The following is a 21,293-nucleotide window of genomic DNA, read 5'->3' on the forward strand; positions in this document are numbered from 1 at the left end:
GTATTAGTGTAATAGAAGTTTTACATTATACAAAATGAAAGGAGAATGAGGAATATGAACAGTGAACAAGTGTTACAAGTAACAAAAACAGATTTATTAGGACCATTAGGTGGAGCGGTAGTATTAACATCATTTATTCTATTCCTTGCAAATGTATTAGTATGAGACATATAAATACAATTATTCAAAAAAAATAAAGACTCTAGCATATTAGTAAGTAATTAATATGTTGGGGTCTTTTTTATTTTTCTTCTATATATCCCTTCAAGTATGAATAGTCCCCTTTATTTTAAAGAGAAAAAAGTCGAATTTTATATGTAAGAAAAAAAGAGGAATTTGACAGAAAAGATAGAAAATTTTAAAGGTCAGAATTTGTTAGCTTGCTAACTAATTTCTATTAATTGATGTTGGAAGCGTTTTCGGTTGGTTTTAAGTATGGACCATTTAATCTATTTACAGGGGGATGAGGATTTTATGAAACAAAAATCTATGGATACGCTAGCTGCACAAATGGAGGACTTTTTTCCAGTACGTGATGTAGATCATTTGGAATTTTACGTAGGAAATGCAAAGCAATCAAGCTATTACCTTGCGAGAGCATTCGGATTCAAAATTGTGGCTTACTCTGGATTAGAAACTGGTAATCGTGAAAAAGTATCTTATGTTCTTGTGCAAAAAAATATGCGTTTCGTTGTGTCTGGGGCTTTAAGTAGCGACAATCGTATTGCAGAATTTGTAAAGACTCATGGTGATGGCGTGAAAGATGTGGCGTTACTTGTTGACGATGTTGATAAAGCATACTCGGAAGCGGTGAAACGTGGTGCCGTCGCAATTGCTCCACCTGTAGAGTTAACAGACGAGAACGGTACATTGAAAAAAGCAGTTATTGGTACGTATGGTGATACAATTCATACGCTTGTAGAGCGTAAAAATTATAAAGGAACATTTATGCCAGGATTCCAAAAGGCTGAGTTTGATATTCCATTTGAAGAGTCAGGTTTAATTGCTGTAGACCATGTAGTTGGTAATGTTGAAAAGATGGAAGAGTGGGTTAGTTATTACGAGAACGTTATGGGCTTTAAACAAATGATCCATTTTGATGATGATGATATTAGTACAGAGTATTCAGCATTAATGTCGAAGGTTATGACAAATGGAAGTCGTATTAAGTTCCCTATTAACGAACCAGCAGATGGAAAGCGAAAATCACAAATTCAAGAATATCTAGAATTCTACAATGGAGCAGGTGTACAGCATCTTGCTTTACTAACAAATGACATTGTTAAAACAGTAGAAGCGCTTCGTGCAAATGGTGTGGAGTTTTTAGATACACCAGATACTTATTATGATGAATTAACTGCACGAGTTGGAAAAATTGATGAAGAAATTGATAAGTTAAAAGAATTAAAGATCTTAGTAGATCGCGATGATGAAGGCTATTTACTACAAATTTTTACGAAACCAATTGTAGATCGTCCAACTTTATTTATTGAAATCATTCAGCGTAAAGGGTCTCGTGGATTTGGAGAAGGAAACTTTAAAGCGTTATTTGAATCAATTGAAAGAGAACAAGAGCGTCGCGGAAATTTATAAAATTTATATCCACCAGCAGGGATTCTTTTGCTGGTGGAAATTTCATTTTCATAAGGAGGAATCATGATGAAATTTGTTACATTTCGTCTTCCTTCAAAAGAAATGCGAGCTGGATGGCTTGAAGGTGACAAAGTAATCGATATGAATCTTGCTAGTGGTGGAAAATTACCTTCTTCTATGTTCGCCTTTTTAGAGAAAGTGGATGAGTATGTAGAAGTGTTGCGTAATATTAACAAGCCGGAAAAGGGCATATATTCTTTAGAGGAAGTGCAATTAGTAGCAGCGATTCCTAATCCGAGTAGTATTAGGGATTTTTATGCATTTGAACAGCACGTAAAAACGGCACGTGGCCGAAGAGGGTTAGATGTTGTACCTGAATGGTACGATATCCCGGTTTTTTATTTTACGAACCATCGTGCTGTAGTTGGTCCCGATGATGTTGTAATTAGTCCGAAGAAATCTAAAAAACTTGATTATGAGTTAGAGATTGCTTGCGTAATTGGGAAAGAAGGAAGAAATATTTCTCGTGAGCAAGCAGAGGAATATATTTTTGGTTATTGTATTATGAATGATTGGAGTGCAAGGGACTTACAAGCAACAGAAATGAAGGTAGGACTTGGTCCAGCGAAAGGAAAAGATTTTGCAACTTCATTAGGAGCGTACCTTGTTACGAAAGAGGAACTAGATATTTATCGTAATGGTGACCGTTATGAGTTAGAGATGACTGCTCATGTAAATGGAAAGCTATTATCAAAAGGGAACTTCCGAGATATTTACTATACATTTGCTGAAATGATTGAACGTGCTTCGGAAGACGTTACATTATATCCAGGCGATGTGATTGGTTCTGGAACAGTAGGAACAGGTTGCATTTTAGAACTAGGCACAGAAGAGTGGCTACAAGATGGTGATGTGGTAGAACTTACGATTACTGGTTTAGGTACATTACGTAATACGGTCAAAATAGAAAGGGAAGCAGGTGATGGGCATGTTTTATCGTCACATGGGGGAGCTACCTCATAAACGACATGTACAATTCCGTAAAAAAGACGGGTCGCTTTATCGTGAGCAGGTAATGGGAACAAAAGGTTTTTCTGGTACGCAATCTATTTTGTACCATCATTATATGCCAACGGAAGTAGGGCATGCGGCATTATCTCATTCTTGTCAGTTGCAGTATGAAGAAGATGTTGCTCTTTCTCATCGTCACTTTCGCACGAAAGAAAATAAAAAAAGTGGTGATGCAGTAAGCGGAAGAAACTTTATACTTGGGAATGAGGATTTATTAATCGGAGTAGTGAGCCCAACAGAAAAAATGGACTATTTCTACCGTAATGGTGATGGCGATGAAATGTTGTTTGTCCATTACGGAACAGGAAAAATTGAAACGATGTTTGGAACGGTTCATTATAGAAAAGGCGATTATGTAACAATTCCAATTGGAACGATTTATCGTGTTATTCCAGATGAAGGAGAGACTAAGTTTCTTGTTGTAGAGGCAAATAGTCAAATTACAACACCGCGTCGCTATCGTAATGAATATGGACAATTGTTAGAGCATAGCCCGTTTTGTGAGAGAGATATTCGTGGTCCTGAAAAATTAGAGACGTATGATGAAAAAGGTGAGTTTGTCGTAATGACAAAGTCGAGGGGATATATGCATAAACATGTTTTAGGACATCATCCGTTAGATGTTGTTGGTTGGGATGGCTATTTATATCCGTGGGTCTTTAATGTAGAGGATTTTGAACCAATTACAGGTCGTATTCATCAGCCACCTCCAGTACATCAAACGTTCGAAGGTCACAATTTCGTTATTTGTTCTTTCGTACCACGTTTATATGACTATCATCCAGAATCTATTCCGGCACCGTATTATCATAGTAACGTGAATAGTGATGAAGTACTGTACTATGTAGAAGGTAACTTTATGAGCCGAAAAGGTGTGGAGGAAGGGTCTATTACACTTCATCCGAGCGGCATTCCTCACGGGCCACATCCTGGGAAAACAGAGGCGAGTATAGGGAAAAAAGAAACGCTTGAATTAGCTGTTATGATAGATACATTCCGTCCGCTTCGTATTGTAAAACAAGCACATGAAACAGAAGATGAAAAATATATGTATAGCTGGATTGAAGAGGGATCATATACTGTGAAATAAGTAAGAAAAAGGCATGCTCAATAACAGAGCATGCCTTTTTCATGGAATCGACATGTATAATAATACCAAAAAAAATTATAGAAAGATATATAGAAAGAATGATAAAAATCGTGCATATTCATAAGAGTTTCTACTTATTTCGACAAAAGTATTGACTGGGAAAAGTGCTATGAGTAAAATAAAAAAGCGAATTAAAAATTTTCAGAAAATTTAAAACTTGGAGGAGCATGCTATGAAGCAAATTTTTCAAAAGAAGCCTATTGCAAAGTTAATGCAAGAGAGTAAACAAAAGACGTTAGCAAGAACATTGGGCGCACTAGATTTAACGATGCTTGGAATCGGGGCAATTGTTGGAACGGGTATTTTTGTTCTAACGGGCGTGGTAGCAGCGAAACATTCTGGACCAGCTATTATATTATCATTTGCGATAGCCGCGTTAGCATGTGCCTTTGCTGCATTTTGTTATGCTGAATTTGCTTCTTCAGTTCCTGTCTCAGGCAGTGTGTATACGTACACATATGCGACGATGGGAGAAGTATTCGCATTTTTAATTGGATGGGACTTAATGCTTGAGTATTTACTTGCAACCTCTGCTGTGGCAAATGGTTGGTCCGCGTACTTCCAATCTTTATTAAAGGGATTTGGAATTCATATTCCTACCATTCTCTCCTCAGCCCCTGGTACAGGAAAGGGTGGAATAATTGATTTGCCGGCAGTTCTCATTATTTTAGTGATGACAGTTCTTTTATCTAGAGGTGTTCGTGAAAGTGCACGTGTAAATAATATTATGGTATTTATTAAACTAGCGGTTGTTCTTATTTTTATCTTTGCTGGTTTTAATTATGTGAAACCTGAAAACTGGACGCCTTTTATGCCATTTGGCTTAGATGGTGTAATGGCTGGAGCTGCTACAGTGTTCTTTGCATTCATAGGGTTTGATGCAGTTTCAACGGCAGCAGAAGAAGTGAAACGTCCACAACGTGATTTACCAATTGGTATTATTGCATCTTTATTAATTTGTACGGCTCTTTATATTATTGTTTCGCTTATTTTGACAGGAATTGTTCCATACGGACAGTTGAATATATCAGATCCAGTCGCTTTTGCACTTCAATTTATTGGACAAGATAGTTTAGCGGGAGTAATTTCAGTAGGCGCAATTACAGGAATCACAACAGTAATGTTAGTTATGATGTATGGGCAAGTACGAGTTTCATATGCAATGAGTAGAGACGGATTGTTGCCGAAACGTCTTGCTAAAGTTCACCCGAAATTTAAAACACCGTTTTTAAATACGTGGACAACGGGAATTATTGCAGCACTTATTTCAGGATTAATAGATTTAAATGTGTTAGCGCATCTTGTAAATATGGGGACTTTATCAGCCTTTGCACTTGTAGCTGTTGCTGTTATTGTAATGAGAAGAACGCATCCTGATTTACCAAGAGCATTTAAGGCCCCGCTTGTACCGTTTTTACCAGCGTTAACGGTAATTTTTTGTTTATACTTAATGCTTCAATTATCCGGGACGGCTTGGATTAGTTTTGGTGTATGGATGATTATCGGTATTGCGGTTTACTTCTTATATAGCCGAAAACATAGTGCTTTAAATAATAGTAAAGAAGAAGACGACGCAGCCAATTTATAAGTAGAAAAATCCATTCTAATTCTGTTAGAATGGATTTTTATTTTTGAAAATTTACATTCTTCTGAACTTGTTATAAGATAATTATTGGTGAACAAAAGGGGTGAAATAATGAAAAATACGTGGCGTGAGTTAAGGGAGATGGACCGTAACGTATGGATTCGGTTTATTGGTGAGACGTTAAATGGAATTGCAATGATGATGTTGATGCCTTTTTTTGCATTATATTTAAAAGATAAGGTAGATTCATTATTACAGGTCGGAGTGATTATGGCACTGTCTCCAATTGCTGCAAGCTTTGGATCAATTATAGGGGGAAGAATTGCTGATATATATGGAAGAAAACCGATTATGATATTTTCGATGGCGAGCAATGCGGTATTCATGCTCGGTTTTTTATTTATAGAAGGATTTATTCCATATGCGATTTTATCTATTTTTTTAGGATTAAGTAATTCGTTATTTCATCCAGCTGCATCAGCGATGGTTGCGGATGTAACGGCGCCAGAAAAAAGAACAGAAGCATATGGTTTATTGCGAATGGGACACAATATAGGTGCTGCAATTGGTCCGATAATGGGGGCTTCAGTAGTTATGTTATCGAAGAACCTTGTGTTTATTATTGCCGCATCTACGATGTTATTTTATGCGTTACTTGTATTCGTCCTTATTCAAGAGACAATGCCAAAGAGTACGAATAAAGAAGGTGATACAGAAAAAGAATCAGGAGCAGTGTGGAAAATTGTATTGCGAGATAAGGCACTCATGATTTATTTATTAGCAGGTATCATTATTTCGATGGGATTTTCTCAAACAGAAGGCATGTTGCCACTGCACTTTGACAATGAAATGAAAGATATTTTTGGAACTAACAATCCATATCCATATTTAATGGCTTTAAATGGACTATTAGTTGTGTTGTTCCAATTTCAAATTTCAAAATGGGCCACAGATAAACCTGTTGGAAAGACGATGTTATATGGTGCATGTTTGTTTGGGATTGGATTATTTTTTATAGGGTGGTTACCGAAGTGGTTTGGAGAATTTGATATAAATGCTACAATTATTTTAATAACGTTACTGTTTGTATATGCCATATATACGTTAGGTGAGATGATTATGTCGCCTGTACAGATGACGTTTGTAGCGAATTTGGCCCCTGAACATTTGAGAGGGACTTATATGGGAGCTGCAAGTTTGCAGTGGATTACAGGAAGTGCATTCGGTCCGCTTCTTGGAGGTTTTTTATTAGATCGATTACTTGGCCACTTTCTATTTACAATTTTAGCTGTAGGATGTGTAGTTGCAGGTATTGTATATATTTCTTTAGACCGTCTCGTTGAACAAAGGCAAAAAAGCACACTAGCCAAACAATCTTCTTAATGATTAGATGACATACACAAAAAGGGGATTTCTACATATTTTAGGTACATAACTAGATTGGTTTACAATTTTATCCCACTTTAATGGGCAGTAAGACCCCCACTGATTAAAGTTTCACTTTATATATGTATGAAGAAAGTTAAGTGGAAAAAGTATAGAAAACCAATAAGTGGTGTCATTTAATTATTTGTGGAAGTTGCATTTTATTTCAAATAGGAACTACCTATTTTTATAAAAAGTGCTAAAATAGAAAAATGAAAACAATTGGTTAGGGTGATTTCAGTGACAAAAATTAAATTAGGTTTATTATATGGTGGAAAATCAGCTGAGCATCAAGTTTCGCTACAAACGGCTCTTGCTGCTATTAAAGCATTAAATCAAGATAAATTCGAGATTCATCCAATTTATATTACAGAACAAGGTCAATGGGTACGCGGTGAGCGTATTGAAGGTGAAGTAACAGATGTTGAAGTTCTAAAAATGAGCGGTGCAGAAAATGCGATTTCTCCGTTATCATTAAGCACAGAAATCATTCCATCTACAAATGCTGAGGAAAATGCTATCGATGTTATTTTCCCATTACTACATGGACCAAATGGTGAAGATGGAACGGTGCAAGGATTATTAGAATTAATGAATATTCCGTATGTAGGAAATGGTGTTCTAGCATCTGCTGCTGGTATGGATAAAGTTGTTATGAAAAACATCTTTGCAGAAGCTGGATTGAAACAAGCAAAATATGCATCATTTATTCGTAGTGCATGGGAAAAAGATCGTGAAACAGCATATGAAAAAGTAGAAGAAGTATTAGGATACCCTTGCTTCGTAAAACCAGCAAACCTTGGTTCAAGTGTTGGGATTAATAAGTGTAAAAATCGTGAAGAACTTGAGAATGCATTTGAAGAAGCATTCCAATTTGACCGTAAAATTATTGTGGAAGAAAATATCGTTGGACGTGAAGTAGAAGTTGGTGTACTAGGTAATGATGAACCGAAATGTTCAGTTGTAGGTGAAATCGTACCTAAAAAAGACTTCTATGATTATAAGTCGAAATACATCGATGGTGATACAGCGTTAATTATTCCAGCTGAAATGACAGAAGAAGAGTCTAATGTTATTAAACGAGATGCGATTGTTGCATTCCAATCGTTAGATGGTGCTGGCTTAACGCGAGCTGATTTCTTCTTAACGAAAGATGGAGAAGTATATATTAACGAAGTGAATACGATGCCAGGATTTACGCCGTTTAGTATGTTCCCTCTACTATGGCAACATACTGGATTACCGTATCCGGAATTAATTGAAGAGCTAATTCGTTTAGCAATGGAGCGTCACGAAGAAAAACAAAAAATTAAATATACAATCTAACAAAAAAAGGAGGAGGCACTATTCGAAGGAATAGTGCTTCCTCTATGTAAGGAGTGTTTTTATGATAAATCGAACGTTAAAACAAGTAGAACAAATGACAAATGGTACGGGATTAGCAGAGCAGTATGAGGGAATTACTATACAAGGAGTGTCTATTGATACGAGAAAAATCGAAAAAGGAAACTTATATGTTCCGATTCAAGGTGAACGTTTCGATGGACATGCTTTTGTAGATAAAGCTGTTGAAAATGGAGCTGTGGCGACATTATGGATGAAAGATGTAGCAAATCCACCTGAGAATCTTCCGGTTATTTTTGTGGAAGACACGCTATCAGCATTACAAATGTTAGCAAAAAACTATCGCGACCAATTGGACGTTAAAGTGATTGGTGTGACAGGTAGTAACGGGAAAACATCTACAAAAGATATTGTAACAAGTCTTCTTGCGACTAAATTCAAAGTTCAAAAAACAGAAGGAAACTTCAATAATCATATCGGGCTACCTCTTACTATTTTAAACTTAGAAGAAAATACAGAAGTAGCTGTATTAGAAATGGGAATGTCAAGCCGCGGGGAAATTGAATTCTTATCTAGGTTAGCTCGTCCAAATGCAGCTATCATTACGAACATTGGTGAAGCGCATTTAATGGACTTAGGCTCTCGTGAGGCAATTGCTGAAGCGAAATTAGAAATTGTGACAGGATTACAAGAAGGTGGAGTGTTCGTATATAACGGAGATGAGCCGTTATTAACGAATCGTGTTCCTGAAATGAATTTAATAGCTGAAACAGTTACGTTTGGTGATGCTAGAGCAAATGATTACTATCCAACGACTGTAACGTTACAAGCAACTGGGACACACTTTAAAATGAATAGAGAAGAAAACATTTCATTCTATCTACCGGTATTAGGGAAACACAATGTGTATAATACGCTTGCTTCTATGGCAATTGCGAAACATTTTGGTGTAACGTGGGAAGAGATGAAAGAAGGTTTAGTAACACTTCAAATGACAGGCATGCGTATGGAAATTGTAAAAACAAATAGTGGATTAACAATTATCAACGATGCTTATAATGCAAGTCCAACAGCTATGGAAGCAGCATTCCACCTAATGAATGGTTTAGATGGATTCTCTAAAAAAATTGTTGTTCTCGGCGATATGTTAGAGCTTGGAGATCAAGAAGTACAGTTTCATTATGAGGTAGGTAAATTAATCGATCCAGCAAAAATCTCTTATGTGTTCACATATGGTAAATTAGGGGCTCAAATTGCTGAAGGAGCGAAAATTAATTTCCCTAACGAACGTGTAAAGGCTTATGATAATAAAGAAGAGTTAGTAAAAGAGTTGCAAGCAGTAGTCGATGCAAAAGATGTTGTATTAATAAAAGCATCTCGCGGTATGAAATTGGAAGAAGTAATTACGATGTTGAAATAATTGGTGTATATAAATAGGGATGATAGCAACGCAAAAAGAAGAAACTTATAATAAGCGCTTACAGTAAATATAAAAAAATAAAAGTGAAGAAAAAACCTCTGAATATGAAAATAAGGTAACAGTTGGGTTTGCTTTTTACACATACAAAACTTATAATTGATAAAGTGTAATAACGTTTAGAAGTATTTTCGTGAAGAATATACGCCCGTTTATATACGTGAGCATTCAGGAAAAGGGCTTTTCCGCAAATTCGGAAAACGCCTTTTTTTAAATGATAAGTATAGGATAGAAAAGGAGAAGTAACATTGACAACATTTCGAGAATTAGGATTAAGTGATTCTTTACTGCAATCTGTTGAAAGTATGGGCTTTGAAGAGGCTACGCCAATTCAAGCTGAAACAATTCCACATGCATTGCAAGGTAAGGATATTATTGGGCAAGCACAAACAGGTACAGGGAAAACAGCAGCATTCGGATTACCACTATTAGATAAAGTGGATACACATAAAGAATCGGTTCAAGGTATTGTTATCGCGCCAACGCGTGAATTAGCAATTCAAGTTGGAGAAGAGCTATACAAAATTGGTAAACATAAACGCGTTCGTATCTTACCAATTTACGGTGGTCAAGATATTAACCGCCAAATTCGTGCTCTAAAAAAACACCCACACATTATTGTTGGTACGCCGGGTCGTATTTTAGATCATATTAACCGTAAAACACTTCGCTTACAAAACGTAGAGACAGTTGTTCTTGACGAAGCGGATGAAATGTTAAACATGGGCTTCATTGAAGATATTGAAGCAATTTTAACAGATGTGCCAGAAACACACCAAACATTACTATTCTCAGCGACAATGCCGGATCCAATCCGTCGTATTGCTGAGCGTTTCATGACTGAGCCTCAACACATTAAAGTAAAAGCAAAAGAAGTAACAATGCCAAACATTCAGCAGTTCTATTTAGAAGTGCAAGAAAAGAAAAAGTTTGATGTATTGACACGCTTATTAGACATTCAATCTCCAGAGCTTGCGATTGTATTCGGTCGTACAAAGCGTCGTGTTGATGAATTATCAGAAGCATTAAATTTACGTGGTTATGCTGCGGAAGGTATCCACGGTGATTTAACTCAGGCGAAACGTATGTCTGTATTACGTAAGTTCAAAGAAGGTTCTATTGAAGTTCTTGTTGCAACAGACGTTGCTGCGCGTGGTCTTGATATTTCAGGTGTAACACACGTATACAACTTCGATATTCCACAAGATCCAGAATCATACGTTCACCGTATTGGCCGTACTGGTCGTGCAGGTAAAAAAGGTATTGCAATGCTATTTGTAACACCACGTGAATCTGGACAATTAAAAAATATCGAGCGTACAACAAAACGTAAAATGGACCGCATGGATGCACCAACACTTGACGAGGCACTAGAAGGTCAACAACGTTTAATCGCTGAAAAACTTCAAAACACAATTGAAAATGAAAACTTAGCATACTACAAGCGTATTGCGGAAGAAATGTTAGAAGAGAACGACTCTGTAACAGTAGTAGCTGCTGCTTTAAAAATGATGACAAAAGAGCCAGATACAACTCCAATCGCTTTAACATCAGAACCACCAGTTGTTGCAAGAGGTGGCGGTTCTAAAAAACGCGGCGGTAACGGAGGCGGATACCGTGATGGTAACCGTAATCGTAGTCGTGATGGACGCGGTGGCGATGGTCGTAACCGTGACCGCAATCGTGATGGTCGTAATCGTGACGGTAACCGTGATCGCAATCGTGATGGCGGAAACCGTGGTCGTCGTGGAGAAGGTCAAGGTCGCCCAGGATCTTCAAACGGACGCGGTGAAAGAAAACATCATAGCCGTAAGCCACAAGCTTAATAGTAAAAAAGAGAATGCCCTTTTCCGGCATTCTCTTTTTTTATTTCTGTAATTGTACATACTACATAATAACTTGTGTAGAAATGAGGTGCTACATGCTTGTAAGACTTGGGTATGTTGCGATGAGTGTACATTTGAAAAACGCATCCCCATCTCAAACGATGACGTACGCGCAGTTTCAAAAAATAGATGATCGGGAAGCGGCGATTCGTAAACTTGAAAGAATTGCTAATTCGAATTTGGAAAATTGCTTACGGTTATTAAAACATAACAAAGGCCATGATATATCCTTTTTTCGACTTAGTTCCAAGTTGATTCCTTTAGCGAATCATGAGGAGTTGTTAGAGTGGAACTACATTCGTCCCTTAAAAGAAAATTTAAAAGTGCTAGGTGATTACGCTATTCGAATGAATATGCGTATTGATTTTCATCCAGATCATTTTGTTGTACTTAATTCACCCGAGGAGAATATTTTTAAACAATCTGTCAAGACATTACAAATGCACAGAAAATTATTAAAAGGTATGGGAATTGAACATAAGCAACGATGTGTAATGCATGTTGGGGGCGGATATAAAGATAAAGAGCTCGCATTAGAGCGTTTTATAGAGAATTGGTCTAACGTCCCAAGAGGTATTCAGGAAATGATTATGTTAGAAAATGATGATACAACTTTTACGCTCGAGGACACATTATATTTAGGAGAAAAGTTGGACATTCCCGTTGTATTTGATTTACATCATCATATGATGAATCATGATCGAGAAGATTGGCATGAAGATTGGGCGCGTGTTGTACATACGTGGGAATCGTCTTTGTTACCGGTGAAAATGCACATTTCTAGTCCTAGAGAGGGAAAAGACCCAAGGGCACATGCGGACTTTATTAATGTAGATACTTTTTTATCTTTTTTAAAAAAGATAAAAGGAAGTGTTCCGCAAATTGATTGTATGATTGAAGCGAAGAAGAAGGATGAGTCTTTATTTCAACTCATGAGAGATTTAAGTGAACAAACAGATGTGGAAATTGTCGATGGTGCGAGCTTTTATATTAAATGAGCTCTGCACCATCGAGTTTTTTTATTAATAGAGGAGTGCAAATACCACCAATGATCAATCCTGTTAAATGGCTGATAGGGTTGGCAGAGGGATTGAAGAAAGTGAATAGTAGCAATATACATATCATAATTGAAAAAATAGCGATGTCTCTTGGATTGGAAGAACGATATCGGCTATACAATAGAAATAACTGTGCGCCTAGCAATCCGAAAATGCCACCAGATGCCCCGGCATGAATATATTCATGAGGCATAATAAGATAAGAGGACATATTTCCGAGAATGCCAGAAAGGAAAAAAATAATGATGAAAGACAAGTGCCCTAGTTGTTTTTCAATAGAAGAGCCAAGCACGAATAAACAAATACTATTAAAAAGAAAATGTTGTAAGTCTACATGTACGAGCAGGGAAGTTAGGAGACGCCACCATTCTCCTTTAGCGATATATTCATTAGAAGCTGCCATAGGAAAGAGGGGAAAATCACCTAATATAATCATGATTAATTGTATGAGAAGTAAAGCGATGGTGATTGGTTGTAAGGAAATGCGGGCGGATGGTATTAGCATGTTGTGAGTATCACTCCTTTTGCATCAGAAAGATTCTCTGTTATTCTTACAATATGAAAAAAGAAAGCTAAATAGAAGAAGGGGATTTTGAAATGATTGTAGGGATTGGAATCGACATTATTGAATTAAATCGAATTGAAAAAATGATAGATGGAAAGCTTAAATTTATGGAACGTATTTTAACTGAAAGTGAACGTAATGTTGCAAAGGGGCTGAAGGGAAGTCGCCTTATAGAGTTTGTAGCTGGAAGATTTGCAGCAAAAGAGGCGTATTCAAAAGCGGTAGGGACTGGTATCGGGAAAGAAGTGAGTTTTTTAGATATTGAAGTAAGAAATGATGATAGAGGTAAGCCGATTCTTATTACAAGTACAGAGCATATTGTTCATTTATCAATTAGTCATAGTAAGGAATTTGCTGTTGCTCAAGTTGTTTTAGAAAGCTCGTCACGCTAGTCTGCATATTTTATATCTTTGTCTCATATATTTGTGGTAGCGATAAGGAAGGTACATCTTCCATTCATTTATAGGGGCAAAGGGGCTGAAGTGATGAAAAGGCGTCTGTTTTTAGTTCTTCTCGGTTTATTAACCGTTTTTGTGTTGGCCGGTTGTATGGAAAAGAAACAAGATGATGTTGTGAGAGATTTAGAGGCGAAAGTAAAAGGGTTGAAAAGCTATCAAGCTGAAGCGAAATTATCTATTAAAACAGGGAATGAGCCTCAGGAGTATAAGGTAGAAATATGGCATAAGGAACCTTCTTTTTATCGTGTGAATTTGCAGAATGCGAAAAAAGATCAAAGTCAAATTATTTTAAGGAATGAAGAAGGTGTATTTGTATTAACGCCAGCGCTTAATAAGAGTTTCCGTTTCCAAAGTGATTGGCCGCAAAATAGTAGCCAGGCTTATTTATACGAATCCCTTGTGAGGGATATTTTGCAGGATAAGAAAAACCTTACTTTTGAAAAAACAGATAAGTATTATATCTTTAAAACAAAAACAAATTATCAACACCAAAACATGTTGCCGAAACAAGAGATTACATTGAAGAAAAGTGATTTAACACCAGTTTCGGTGAAGTTAATGGATAATGATCAAAATGTTCTTGTGAAAGTAGATTTCTCTAAAGTGAAATTTGATGCGAAATTTGATAAAGGTGCATTTGATACGAAACAAAATATGTCTAGAGCGCAAGTAGATGTTCAAACGACAGCGAAAGAAGACAAACCATTTGCTATTTTGTATCCGCGTGATACGCCGCAAGGTATGACTTTGAAAGATGAAAAAGAGTTGAAGACAGACAGTGGCAAGCGTGCGATACTCACATACACTGGAAGTAAGAAATCCTTTACTTTAATACAAGAAAAGGCAAAAGTTGCAGAGGCTTCGTCAGCGATAAGTGTGAGCGGAGAATTGGTTGATCTTGGCTTTACAATTGGAGCATTGACGAAAGACTCTTTAACGTGGTCGCATAACGGAGTAGAATATATGCTCGTGTCTAAAGGTTTAGAGCCGAAGGAGCTGTTAATGGTTGCTCGTTCAGTTACAGAGAAGCAAGTGAAGTAAACTTCTTAGACGTGGTGATATATGTGCACCACGTCTTTTCTTAGTTTGAAGGGTGGATTTCATAAAAGAAGCATATAAAAGAATAAGCTTCGCATATCGTGTATAAGGAAGTGTGTTTATGGAAGAAGCGCCATTTTACCGTGACACTTGGGTGGAAGTGGATTTAGATGCGATTTATAACAATGTTACACATATTAAAGAATTTATCCCAAGTGGTGTAGAAATTTTTGCCGTAGTTAAAGGGAATGCATATGGGCACGATTATGTACCGGTGGCTAAAACAGCATTAGAAGCGGGGGCGACAAGGTTAGCAGTTGCGTTCTTAGATGAAGCTTTAGTGCTTCGAAGAGCTGGTATTACTGCGCCGATTTTAGTATTAGGTCCTTCTCCTCCTCGTGATATAAATGTAGCTGCTGAAAATGATGTAGCATTAACTGTTTTTCAAAAGGAATGGGTAGATGAAGCAATCAAACTTTGGGATGGTTCGTCTACGATGAAATACCATATTAATTTCGATAGTGGTATGGGGAGAATTGGAATACGTGAACGTAAAGAATTAAAAGGATTTTTAAAAAGCTTAGAAGGTGCACCATTCTTAGAATTGGAAGGAGTTTATACGCATTTTGCAACGGCAGATGAGGTGGAGACTTCTTACTTTGATAAGCAATATAACACATTTTTGGAGCAGTTAAGTTGGTTGAAAGAATTCGGAGTGGATCCTAAGTTTGTTCATACAGCTAATAGTGCTGCAACGCTACGTTTTCAAGGGATTACATTTAATGCAGTACGAATTGGCATTGCGATGTATGGGTTATCTCCATCTGTAGAAATACGCCCTTTTTTACCATTTAAATTAGAACCAGCGCTATCATTGCATACGAAAGTTGCTCATATTAAACAGGTGATTAAAGGGGATGGAATTAGTTATAACGTCACTTATCGAACGAAAACTGAAGAATGGATTGCGACTGTTGCAATTGGTTATGCAGATGGCTGGCTTAGAAGATTACAAGGATTTGAAGTGCTTGTAAATGGTAAAAGGGTACCGATTGTAGGGCGAGTAACAATGGATCAATTCATGATTCACCTTCCTTGTGAAGTGCCTCTTGGCACGAAAGTTACACTCATTGGAAGGCAAGGAGATGAATATATTAGCGCTACAGAGGTTGCGGAATATTCAGGGACTATTAATTATGAAATTATTACAACGATTAGTTTCCGTGTGCCGAGAATATTTATACGGAACGGTAAAGTTGTGGAAGTAATCAATTATTTGAATGATATATAGAATGTAGTATGATTTGCTTCTTGTCATGTGAGAGGACTTTTCGGTGGCTAAGAATAAGTTCGTTTTTTGACGAGAAGCTTTTTACTTATCATTACTTTTAACATAATTTAACGTGGAAACTCTTCCGTTTCTTGTTGTAATGAGATAAAAAATAAAAGAATATGAATGTTTTGTTTGTGAATTGGAAAACATAAGCAAGGAATAAGGAAGTCTTTGCAACAGGCTCCATACAATGGTATTATTACAATAGGTGTCATATATATATTTGGGTGTGTAGTTGACGGTGGAGGTGTATTTTTGTGTCCGAATCAAGTGTAACTACTGAAATCGTGGTTCGGTTGCCAAAGCAAATGGTAACGGAATTGGACGGAATTGGAAAACAAGAGAATAAGAATCGCCATGAACTAATTTGCCAGGCAACACAACTGTTATTGCGTCAACATAAGACGAAGAAACGCTACCAACATGAATCAATGCGACGTGGGTACATTGAAATGGGAAAAATTAATCTTGGTATTGCATCTGAAGCTTTCTTAGCAGAGTATGAAGCAGCTCATACAGTAGAACGCTTAGTTAGCGGGGGGTAATATTTTGATTGTAAAACGCGGCGACGTGTATTTTGCAGACCTTTCCCCAGTTGTTGGTTCTGAGCAAGGAGGCGTTCGTCCGGTTCTTGTCATTCAAAATGACATCGGAAATCGTTTTAGTCCAACGGTGATTGTAGCGGCTATTACTGCACAGATTCAAAAAGCGAAATTACCCACTCATGTGGAAATTGATGCGAAAAAGTACGGTTTTGAGAGAGATTCTGTTATTTTACTTGAGCAGATTCGAACAATCGATAAGCAGCGCTTAACGGACAAAATCACTCACTTAGATGAAGTGATGATGATTCGTGTAGATGAAGCGCTACAAATTAGTTTAGGACTAATAGATTTTTAAATCGGCAGTTTAAGTTGCTCTCTTTGAAGGGCAACTTTTTTTATTATAGAGGAGGTTGCGGTTGTATATGGAAATGGTAGATAATCGACAAGCGTTAATGAAAATGTTAGTGAAGGAATTAGGCTTTACCGAAAAGCAAGTTCGTCATGTTATTCAATTAACAGAAGAAGGTAACACAGTTCCATTTATTGCTCGTTACCGAAAAGAATGGACAGGCTCTTTAGATGAAGTGCAAATTCGTATGATTTTAGAGAGATGGCAATATATGATGCAGCTTGAAGATAGGAAAGAAGAGGTTCTTCGTCTTATTGATGAGAAGGGGAAACTGACAGGAGAATTACGTCAGCAAATTGTGAAAGCTACAAAGTTGCAAGAAGTAGAAGATTTATATCGTCCGTATAAAGAGAAGAGAAGAACGAAAGCAACGATTGCAAAAGAAAAAGGATTAGAGCCATTAGCTGAATGGTTATTGTTATATACGAAAGAAGATCCGAATCAGAAGGCAATAGAGTTTATAAATGCCGAGAAAGAAGTGCAATCTGCAGAAGAAGCATTGCAAGGTGCTCAAGACATTATTGCAGAAATCGTTTCAGATGAAGCGGTATATCGTAGTTGGATTCGGAACGTGACTTTTAGAAAAGGTGTTATGTCTTCGGCTGTAAAAGATGAAGAGAAAGATGAAAAAAATATATATGAAATGTATTACAGCTATGAAGAACCGTTGCAGAAAGTCGTGCCGCATCGCGTATTAGCGATGAATCGAGGTGAGAAAGAAGATATATTGAGAGTTTCTGTTGTTCCACCAGTAGATGAGATAGTAACTTTCTTATATAAGAAAGTAATTCGTGATAACGATTCAAAAAGTGCACAGTATGTAAAATTAGCAATAGAGGATGGTTATAAACGATTAATTCAACCCTCTATTGAAAGGGAGATTCGAAAAGAATTAACAGAAACAGCTGAGGAACAAGCGATACATATTTTCTCTGAGAACTTACGTAATTTGTTATTACAGCCTCCAATGAAAGGAAAGGTTGTGTTAGCTGTAGACCCTGCATATAGAACGGGTTGTAAATTAGCTATCGTAGACGATACGGGGAAAGTTCTATATATTGATGTTATTTATCCGCATCCACCAGTGCGTAAATATGAAGATGCAAAAGCGAAAGTTCTTTCTATTATAGATAAATATCAAGTTGAAATGATTGCGATTGGGAATGGTACAGCTTCTAGAGAATCGGAAGAATTTATAGTTGATGTATTACAAAATGTGAAACGAGAAGTCTTCTATATTATTGTAAACGAAGCTGGTGCGAGTGTGTATTCGGCTTCTGATTTAGCACGTGAGGAATTCCCAGATTTACAGGTTGAAGAAAGAAGTGCGGTTTCTATCGGTAGACGTCTGCAAGATCCACTTGCTGAACTTGTAAAGATTGATCCGAAATCAGTTGGGGTTGGACAATACCAACATGATGTATCTCAAAAAAGATTAAATGAATCATTAACGTTTGTAGTAGAGACGGCAGTTAACCAAGTCGGTGTGAATGTAAATACAGCTTCAGTTGCGTTGTTGCAATATGTTTCGGGTTTATCAAAAACTGTTGCGAAAAATATTGTAGCAAAGCGTGAAGAAGAAGGGAAATTTACAAAACGAACAGACTTAAAGAAAATACCACGTCTAGGCGCGAAGACATATGAACAATGTATAGGTTTCTTACGTATATTAGAAGGGGCAAATCCGTTAGATCGTACAGGTATTCATCCAGAACAATATAAAAATGTTGAATTGTTATTGAAGAGTCTAGGATTATCAAAAGATGACGTAGGGCAACCGCAATTACAAAAGAGTTTAGAAGAAGTAGAGATTTCTAAGTTGTCGCAAGAAACGGGAGTTGGAGAACCAACATTAGTTGATATTATAGATGCACTCATTAGTCCAGAGCGAGACATGAGGGATGAGTTGCCTAAACCGCTTCTGAAAAAAGGGATTTTGAAATTAGAAGATTTAAAACGTGGTATGGAACTGGAAGGAACAGTTCGTAACGTTGTTGATTTCGGTGCTTTTGTTGATGTAGGTGTGAAACAAGATGGTTTAGTACATATTTCTAAACTAAGCAAACAATACGTGAAGCATCCGTTAGATGTTGTATCTGTCGGACAAATCGTCAAAGTATGGGTAGATGATATTGATACGAAAAAAGGTCGCGTTGCATTATCTATGTTGCCGATTGAATAGTAAGAGAAGAGAGCAGATGAAACTGCTCTTTTTTTATAGGATAAAACGTGTAATGGATTAGGAACTTTGATGTATTTTGCTATAATAAAACCAGCATTCATTTAGTAATTTAATTTGATACCGGTTTTTTTCGAAATATGCGCGTTGCATTTGTTTTTTGAGCCATGTAGGCATAGGAATCCCTCCTTGTTTAATCCTACTCTCATAAATGTAAAGTACTATTGATGAGAGGTTGGTGAGTGGATTTCTATTTTTGCTATGTTTTTAGAAACCACGCTTCTTGAATGAGGATGGGTATATGTACTATTTAATATATGTATAAGAGAGGAGAAAAGTGTAAAAATATTTTTTTGTTTAGGAGGAATGAAAATGGATGAGCAAGAAATACAGCGGCTAGTGGAAGAAGTATCGCTACAATATTTCGGAATGCCGTTTTTACATAAGGCACTGTTTAATAGTAGGTTGCGTACAACTGGTGGACGTTATCTATTGAATACACACAATATTGAACTGAATTATCGATATTACGAAATGTATGGGAAAGAAGAATTAGTTGGAATTGTTAAACATGAACTTTGTCATTATCACTTACATATTACAGGAAGAGGGTATAAGCACCGGGATAAGGATTTTCGCGAACTGTTAAAGGCAGTTGATGCGCCGCGGTTTTGTAAACGAATGATGAATGAAGAGAAGGAAAAAAAGGTTTATATGTATGAATGTATGGGGTGCTCACTTCAATATGTAAGAAGACGTCAAATTAATACAAAAAGATATGTCTGCGGAAAGTGTAAAGGGAAACTAATCTTGATAAAGAAAACATCTTGACAGTGAAAACGCAATCCAGTATATTATAAACATGTCACGTTTGTACAAGATGTTGTGAAAAAAATTCTTGACTTACGATGAGAATTTTTATAAGATACAAATTGTCTTTATTATTCCGCAGTAGCTCAGTGGTAGAGCTATCGGCTGTTAACCGATCGGTCGTAGGTTCGAGTCCTACCTGCGGAGCCATACAGAGAAGTACCCAAGTGGCTCAAGGGGCTCCCCTGCTAAGGGAGTAGATCGCGAACGCGGTGCGAGGGTTCGAATCCCTTCTTCTCTGCCATTCATATTGGCCCGTTGGTCAAGTGGTTAAGACACCGCCCTTTCACGGCGGTAACACGGGTTCGAATCCCGTACGGGTCACCACTTCGGAGGATTAGCTCAGCTGGGAGAGCACCTGCCTTACAAGCAGGGGGTCGGCGGTTCGATCCCGTCATCCTCCACCATAATATTATAATGAAAAGTAAAATGACATTAATGTAAAGATTAAATGGTCCCGTGGTGTAGTGGTTAACATGCCTGCCTGTCACGCAGGAGATCGCCGGTTCGACCCCGGTCGGGACCGCCATTTTAACTTCTGCTAATTGGCAGTTGTTTTTTATTGGTCATTATGGTACAATAACATTTGTCTTTGAAAATAAGATAAGTATTTCGATGGGCTATAGCCAAGCGGTAAGGCAACGGACTTTGACTCCGTCATGCGCTGGTTCGAATCCAGCTAGCCCAGCCATTTACGAGCCATTAGCTCAGTTGGTAGAGCATCTGACTTTTAATCAGAGGGTCGAAGGTTCGAGTCCTTCATGGCTCACTTTTGTTTTTTTCGCGCGGTCGTGGCGGAACGGCAGACGCGCTAGGTTGAGGGCCTAGTGGGGGAAACCCCGTGGAGGTTCAAGTCCTCTCGGCCGCATCAAAAATCTTTTAAAAAAAGTACTTGCATTTGAAAATGTAGTATGATAAGATAATTGAGTCGCCAAAATACAACGACGAAAAACATCATGAATAAGCGCCCGTAGCTCAATTGGATAGAGCGTTTGACTACGGATCAAGAGGTTAGGGGTTCGACTCCTCTCGGGCGCGCCAATTACGGGAAGTGGCTCAGCTTGGTAGAGCACCTGGTTTGGGACCAGGGGGTCGCAGGTTCAAATCCTGTCTTCCCGACCACGCGGGTGTAGTTTAGTGGTAAAACAAGAGCCTTCCAAGCTCTGGTCGAGAGTTCGATTCTCTTCACCCGCTTTTAGTTCTTTGAAAACTGAACGAAACAAACAACGTGAAACGTCAATTTTTATTTTAGATGCTAGACAAACTAACTTTATTGGAGAGTTTGATCCTGGCTCAGGATGAACGCT

19 protein-coding genes and 11 tRNA genes are annotated in these 21,293 nt (G+C 37.5%); 28 read left to right on the top strand and 2 right to left on the bottom strand.

All coding sequences use genetic code 11. The features are described from left to right. The first annotated feature begins 54 nt into the window (after positions 1-54). The 10 genes from MR083_RS21715 to uvsE all read left to right on the top strand — a co-directional run bounded on the left by MR083_RS21715 (position 55) and on the right by uvsE (position 12,529). Positions 55-165, top strand: a complete 111-nt coding sequence (locus MR083_RS21715) for a DUF3948 family protein (protein ID WP_242269836.1) — start codon at positions 55-57, stop codon at positions 163-165. Between the two features lie 309 nt (positions 166-474). After that, a complete protein-coding gene (gene hppD, locus MR083_RS21720; protein ID WP_000810913.1) occupies positions 475-1,593 on the top strand; it encodes a 4-hydroxyphenylpyruvate dioxygenase in 1,119 nt (372 codons plus the stop codon). A gap of 66 nt (positions 1,594-1,659) precedes the next feature. After that, positions 1,660-2,616, top strand: coding sequence for a fumarylacetoacetate hydrolase family protein (locus MR083_RS21725; RefSeq protein ID WP_000674032.1), 957 nt, complete (start codon positions 1,660-1,662; stop codon positions 2,614-2,616). Then, complete coding sequence (locus tag MR083_RS21730) at positions 2,582-3,754, top strand: homogentisate 1,2-dioxygenase (protein ID WP_000499917.1); 1,173 nt, start codon at positions 2,582-2,584, stop codon at positions 3,752-3,754. The genes MR083_RS21725 and MR083_RS21730 overlap by 35 nt, the downstream gene beginning before the upstream one ends. 232 nt (positions 3,755-3,986) lie before the next feature. Further along, a complete protein-coding gene (locus MR083_RS21735) occupies positions 3,987-5,402 on the top strand; it encodes a branched-chain amino acid transporter BcaP (protein ID WP_000809368.1) in 1,416 nt (471 codons plus the stop codon). A gap of 108 nt (positions 5,403-5,510) precedes the next feature. Next, positions 5,511-6,782: an MDR family MFS transporter gene (locus MR083_RS21740; protein WP_242269837.1), complete on the top strand. Its 1,272-nt coding sequence runs from the start codon at positions 5,511-5,513 to the stop codon at positions 6,780-6,782. A gap of 282 nt (positions 6,783-7,064) precedes the next feature. Then, positions 7,065-8,150, top strand: coding sequence for a D-alanine--D-alanine ligase (locus tag MR083_RS21745; RefSeq protein ID WP_000161446.1), 1,086 nt, complete (start codon positions 7,065-7,067; stop codon positions 8,148-8,150). Positions 8,151-8,211: 61 nt separating this feature from the next. Beyond that, positions 8,212-9,588, top strand: coding sequence for a UDP-N-acetylmuramoyl-tripeptide--D-alanyl-D-alanine ligase (gene murF, locus MR083_RS21750; RefSeq protein ID WP_242269838.1), 1,377 nt, complete (start codon positions 8,212-8,214; stop codon positions 9,586-9,588). A gap of 305 nt (positions 9,589-9,893) precedes the next feature. Then, positions 9,894-11,471 (top strand): degradosome RNA helicase CshA, encoded by a 1,578-nt coding sequence (cshA, locus tag MR083_RS21755; RefSeq protein ID WP_000206582.1) that lies wholly within the window; start codon positions 9,894-9,896, stop codon positions 11,469-11,471. Between the two features lie 95 nt (positions 11,472-11,566). Continuing rightward, entirely contained in the window at positions 11,567-12,529 is a 963-nt protein-coding gene (uvsE, locus tag MR083_RS21760; protein ID WP_000961156.1) for a UV DNA damage repair endonuclease UvsE, read from the top strand. Here the strand turns inward: uvsE and MR083_RS21765 are convergent. Continuing rightward, a complete protein-coding gene (locus tag MR083_RS21765) occupies positions 12,522-13,094 on the bottom strand; it encodes a rhomboid family intramembrane serine protease (RefSeq protein WP_016716299.1) in 573 nt (190 codons plus the stop codon). The two genes, uvsE and MR083_RS21765, sit on opposite strands and share 8 nt — an antisense overlap. Positions 13,095-13,186: 92 nt before the next feature. Between MR083_RS21765 and acpS the strand changes: the two genes are divergently transcribed. From acpS to MR083_RS21795, 6 genes are all read left to right on the top strand, one after another. Then, complete coding sequence (gene acpS, locus MR083_RS21770; protein WP_139869637.1) at positions 13,187-13,546, top strand: holo-ACP synthase; 360 nt, start codon at positions 13,187-13,189, stop codon at positions 13,544-13,546. 156 nt (positions 13,547-13,702) lie between these two features. Then, complete coding sequence (locus MR083_RS21775; RefSeq protein ID WP_029141035.1) at positions 13,703-14,653, top strand: LolA family protein; 951 nt, start codon at positions 13,703-13,705, stop codon at positions 14,651-14,653. A 118-nt stretch (positions 14,654-14,771) separates the two neighbouring features. Next, positions 14,772-15,941 (top strand): alanine racemase, encoded by a 1,170-nt coding sequence (alr, locus tag MR083_RS21780; RefSeq protein ID WP_000390608.1) that lies wholly within the window; start codon positions 14,772-14,774, stop codon positions 15,939-15,941. A 299-nt stretch (positions 15,942-16,240) separates the two neighbouring features. Beyond that, complete coding sequence (locus tag MR083_RS21785) at positions 16,241-16,528, top strand: antitoxin EndoAI (protein ID WP_000004570.1); 288 nt, start codon at positions 16,241-16,243, stop codon at positions 16,526-16,528. A 4-nt stretch (positions 16,529-16,532) separates the two neighbouring features. Continuing rightward, positions 16,533-16,883 carry a type II toxin-antitoxin system endoribonuclease NdoA gene (gene ndoA, locus MR083_RS21790; protein WP_000635963.1) on the top strand — a complete coding sequence of 117 codons (351 nt, stop codon included), beginning with the start codon at positions 16,533-16,535 and terminating at the stop codon, positions 16,881-16,883. 67 nt (positions 16,884-16,950) lie between these two features. Then, positions 16,951-19,119 carry a Tex family protein gene (locus MR083_RS21795; RefSeq protein WP_049112717.1) on the top strand — a complete coding sequence of 723 codons (2,169 nt, stop codon included), beginning with the start codon at positions 16,951-16,953 and terminating at the stop codon, positions 19,117-19,119. Between the two features lie 57 nt (positions 19,120-19,176). Here MR083_RS21795 and cmpA read toward each other — a convergent pair whose 3' ends face one another. Further along, positions 19,177-19,293, bottom strand: coding sequence for a cortex morphogenetic protein CmpA (cmpA, locus tag MR083_RS21800; protein ID WP_001143642.1), 117 nt, complete (start codon positions 19,291-19,293; stop codon positions 19,177-19,179). 195 nt (positions 19,294-19,488) lie between these two features. Between cmpA and MR083_RS21805 the strand changes: the two genes are divergently transcribed. The 12 genes from MR083_RS21805 to MR083_RS21860 all read left to right on the top strand — a co-directional run bounded on the left by MR083_RS21805 (position 19,489) and on the right by MR083_RS21860 (position 21,180). Further along, entirely contained in the window at positions 19,489-19,947 is a 459-nt protein-coding gene (locus tag MR083_RS21805) for a SprT family protein (protein ID WP_000344243.1), read from the top strand. Between the two features lie 114 nt (positions 19,948-20,061). Beyond that, positions 20,062-20,136: transfer RNA gene (locus MR083_RS21810), tRNA-Asn, on the top strand. A 3-nt stretch (positions 20,137-20,139) separates the two neighbouring features. Beyond that, positions 20,140-20,230: transfer RNA gene (locus MR083_RS21815), tRNA-Ser, on the top strand. Positions 20,231-20,238: 8 nt separating this feature from the next. Next, positions 20,239-20,313: transfer RNA gene (locus tag MR083_RS21820), tRNA-Glu, on the top strand. A 4-nt stretch (positions 20,314-20,317) separates the two neighbouring features. Continuing rightward, positions 20,318-20,393, top strand: a tRNA-Val gene (locus MR083_RS21825). A gap of 46 nt (positions 20,394-20,439) precedes the next feature. Beyond that, positions 20,440-20,515 (top strand) — tRNA-Asp (locus MR083_RS21830). Positions 20,516-20,602: 87 nt separating this feature from the next. After that, positions 20,603-20,677 (top strand) — tRNA-Gln (locus MR083_RS21835). A 5-nt stretch (positions 20,678-20,682) separates the two neighbouring features. Beyond that, a tRNA-Lys gene (locus MR083_RS21840) sits at positions 20,683-20,755 on the top strand. 16 nt (positions 20,756-20,771) lie between these two features. Then, positions 20,772-20,854 (top strand) — tRNA-Leu (locus MR083_RS21845). Between the two features lie 96 nt (positions 20,855-20,950). Next, positions 20,951-21,027 (top strand) — tRNA-Arg (locus MR083_RS21850). 4 nt (positions 21,028-21,031) lie between these two features. After that, positions 21,032-21,108, top strand: a tRNA-Pro gene (locus MR083_RS21855). 1 nt (position 21,109) lies between these two features. Next, positions 21,110-21,180: transfer RNA gene (locus MR083_RS21860), tRNA-Gly, on the top strand. Positions 21,181-21,293 lie beyond the last annotated feature (113 nt).

It is taken from the genome of Bacillus cereus group sp. BfR-BA-01408 (assembly GCF_022663305.1).
Classification (GTDB): Bacteria; Bacillota; Bacilli; order Bacillales; family Bacillaceae_G; genus Bacillus_A; species Bacillus_A pacificus.